At 67.1% G+C, this 590-nt stretch carries 1 protein-coding gene; it reads right to left on the reverse strand.

Annotated elements, in window-relative coordinates; genetic code table 11:
- The coding region (locus H3O04_RS35630) for an AMP-binding protein (RefSeq protein ID WP_202589545.1) at positions 1-590 on the reverse strand (590 nt) is incomplete at both ends.

The following is a 590-nucleotide window of genomic DNA, read 5'->3' on the forward strand; positions in this document are numbered from 1 at the left end:
ACCCAGCCGATGTCGGCCGTGCACCAGAACACGTCGTCGGGTTTCCAGTCGAAGGTCCACTTCATCGTCTGCGCGGCCCACAGCAGGTAGCCGCCCGTGCTGTGCTGCACGCCCTTCGGCTTGCCGGTCGAGCCCGACGTATACAGGATGAACAGCGGATGCTCGGCGCCGACCCAGGTCGGCTCGCAGCGGTCGGATTCGCCATCCACCAACTCGTGCATCCACAGGTCGCGCTCCGCATGCCAGTCGATCTTGCCGCCGGTGCGGCGATAGACGATCACGCTCTTGACCGCTTCGCAGCCGCCCAGCGCGATCGCCTCGTCGGCGATGCTCTTGAGCGGCAGCGTCTTGCCGCCGCGCGCCTGCTCGTCGGCGGTGATCAGCGCGACCGCGCCGACGTCGACGAGCCGCTCGTTCAGCGATTTCGCGGAGAAGCCGCCGAACACGACCGAGTGCGTCGCGCCGATGCGCGCGCAGGCCTGCATCGCGACGATGCCTTCGATCGACATCGGAATGTAGATGACGACGCGATCGCCCTTGCCGATGCCGCGTTTCTTCAGCGCATTGGCGAAGCGCGACACGCGTGCGAG

It is taken from the genome of Burkholderia sp. KCJ3K979, assembly GCF_016759955.1.
GTDB lineage: Bacteria > Pseudomonadota > Gammaproteobacteria > Burkholderiales > Burkholderiaceae > Burkholderia > Burkholderia orbicola.